Source organism: Clostridium disporicum (genome assembly GCF_001405015.1).
GTDB lineage: Bacteria > Bacillota > Clostridia > Clostridiales > Clostridiaceae > Clostridium > Clostridium disporicum_B.
Map to the genome: position 1 here is coordinate 1 of NZ_CYZX01000048.1, position 2,688 is coordinate 2,688.

Here is a 2,688-nt window from a genome sequence, read left to right on the forward strand (position 1 = left end):
AAGTTTTTCATATTATTACTATGCGCAAAAAAGGAAGTTCAAATTCGAACTTCCTTTTCTTTATCGGCAAATATCAATTTTTTTTTGATACAGCCCCTTCTATTATTTTAATATTATTTTAAGCAAATAGTATCATTGCAATTTATACAAGGTTCAACGTGAACAGTTATACCTTTTATAAAATTCATCTTTTCAAGTAAACATTTTTCTAAATTATTAGCTATTTCATGGCCTTCAAAAACAGTTAGATTTTTATCAACGCAAATAGTTAAATCTAAATATGCCATAGCTCCATGCTTTCTGGATTTAAGCTCACCTAAGTGAATAACTCCATCAGTTTCTTTAGCTATTTCAATTATTTTAGATTCTTCTTCCTCACTTATAGAACAATCCATAAGCTCATTAGCTGAATCTTTAAATATATCAAAACCAACTTTAGCAACAAAAAGTGCAACTACTATAGCAGCAATAGGATCTAATGCTTTAAAACCTAACATTGAACCACCAATTCCTATAAAAGCTGCAATAGAAGATAATGCATCTGATCTATGATGCCAAGCATCGGCTTTTAATGATGGTGAGTTAATTTTTTTAGCTACTTTAATAGTTATTCTATATTGATATTCTTTTATAGCTATAGAAATAACTGATACTATTAGAGGTAAAATAGTTGGAATTTTAACTTGATCTAAGTGAAACAATGATTTAACTCCATTAAAACCTATTTTAAGTGAAACATATATTAGTAAAATTGAAAGCAAAAATGAAACTAGAGTTTCGGCTTTTTCATGACCATAATTATGACCTTTATCATTTGGAGTTTTTGATATCTTATTTCCTATCAAAACTCCTATGGAGCTTATTATATCTGATGCTGAATGCATTGCATCAGCAATCATTGAACTAGATCTACCTAAAATACCAGCAAATATTTTTATTATAGTTAATATTACATTCCATAGAATGGAGAGCATAGTGACTTTATTAGCCTCGTCAAATCGAGTATTCATATAAACCTCCGATAAATTAATTTCAATTGATATTTAAATAATAATATAAAATCCTTATTAAAACAAGAGTTTATTCTCAATTATAATTATCAATTGAGAACAAGACTTGTTATATAAAAGTTAGTTTTGTTTAAAATCTTGAAGATTAACATTACAATTGTTAATGTTATCAATATGATAAAAATTATGTGAAAAAAAATATAAAAAAATATAAAAAATATGTTGACAGTATAAAATACCGCTGATATAATAATTCTTGTAACACGGAGAGATGGTCGAGTTGGTTTAAGGCACCGGTCTTGAAAACCGGCGTGCGTGTGAGCGTACCGTGGGTTCGAATCCCACTCTCTCCGCCAAAAGTGGAGAATTACTCAAGTGGCTAAAGAGGCTCCCCTGCTAAGGGAGTAGGCTGGGTTAAACCGGTGCGAGAGTTCGAATCTCTTGTTCTCCGCCAAGCAGCATCTAATAAGATGCTGTTTTTTTTGTGTCCAAAAAAGTTATTATAAATTTTACTAAAGGATTATACTAACAATTGTAAACGTAATGTTAAAATGGTATACTTAAAATTATTAAAGTGTAAATTAAGTGGAGGGGATATTATATGGAAAAAAAATATGTTGTAGGTGTAGATTTAGGTGGGACTAAAATATACACAGCTCTAGTAGATTTAGAAGGAAATATAATAAACGAAAAAATAGTTGAAACTCTTGCTGAAGAAGGCGAAGAAGCAGTTGCTGGAAGAATTATAAACACTATAGATTCTGTTATAGCTGGGGTAGATAAAGATTTAATAAAAGCTATCGGAATAGGCTCACCAGGACCTTTAGATGCTAAAAAAGGGATAATAATTGAAACATCTAATTTACCATTTAAAAATTTTGAAATAGTTAATGTTTTAAAGGAAAGATATGATTTACCAACTTATTTAGATAATGATGCAAATGTTGCTACATTAGCAGAGTTTATGTTTGGTGCTGGAAAAGGTACTGAAAATATGGTTTATATAACTGTAAGTACTGGAATCGGTGGTGGAGCAATCATCAATGGAAAATTATATAGAGGAAATACAGCTAATGCTTTAGAAGTAGGTCATATGACTGTAAGCAAAGAAGGTCCAAGATGTGGTTGTGGAAATGTTGGATGTGCAGAAAGCTTTGCTTCAGGTACTGCAATAGGAAAGAGAGCAAAGGAAGCTGTTGCTAGTAAAGTAGTTACTTCTTTAAAGAAATATAATAATGTTACAGCTAAGGAAGTATTTATAGAGGCTGCTGAAGGAGATGCAGAAGCTAAGAGAATATTAGACAGTGCTTTATATTACTTAGGAATTACAGTAGGAAATGTAATGAGCCACTTAGACCCAGAAAAAGTTGTTATGGGTGGTGGAGTAATTAACGGTGGAGATATAGTTCTTGAAACTGTTAAGAAAGTAGTTGCAGAAAGATGCCTAAGTGTATTTGCAGAAAACTGTTCAATAGAAAAAGCTAAGCTTGGAGGACAAGCGGGAGTACTAGGAGCTGCGGCGTTAGCAATAACAGAAAAATAATATTATATATAATAAGGGGGCTGTATCAAAAAAAAATTGATATTTGCCGATAAAGAAAAGGAAGTTCGAATTTGAACTTCCTTTTTTGCGCATAGTAATAATATGAAAAACTTCACAAAAAATGTGATTCCTATG

2 protein-coding genes and 2 tRNA genes are annotated in these 2,688 nt (G+C 31.0%); 3 read left to right on the top strand and 1 reads right to left on the bottom strand.

The features are described 5' to 3' along the window. Window positions 1–113 precede the first annotated feature (113 nt). The gene (locus tag ARA56_RS16170) at window positions 114–1,010 is read right to left on the bottom strand and encodes a cation diffusion facilitator family transporter (RefSeq protein ID WP_055268516.1); all 897 of its coding nucleotides are present in this window, start codon (window positions 1,008–1,010) and stop codon (window positions 114–116) included. A gap of 265 nt (window positions 1,011–1,275) precedes the next feature. Here ARA56_RS16170 and ARA56_RS16175 point away from each other — a divergent pair. From ARA56_RS16175 to ARA56_RS16185, 3 genes are all read left to right on the top strand, one after another. Further along, window positions 1,276–1,366, top strand: a tRNA-Ser gene (locus tag ARA56_RS16175). 5 nt (window positions 1,367–1,371) lie between these two features. After that, a tRNA-Ser gene (locus ARA56_RS16180) sits at window positions 1,372–1,464 on the top strand. Window positions 1,465–1,611: 147 nt separating this feature from the next. Then, a complete protein-coding gene (locus ARA56_RS16185) occupies window positions 1,612–2,553 on the top strand; it encodes an ROK family protein (protein WP_055268517.1) in 942 nt (313 codons plus the stop codon). Window positions 2,554–2,688 lie beyond the last annotated feature (135 nt).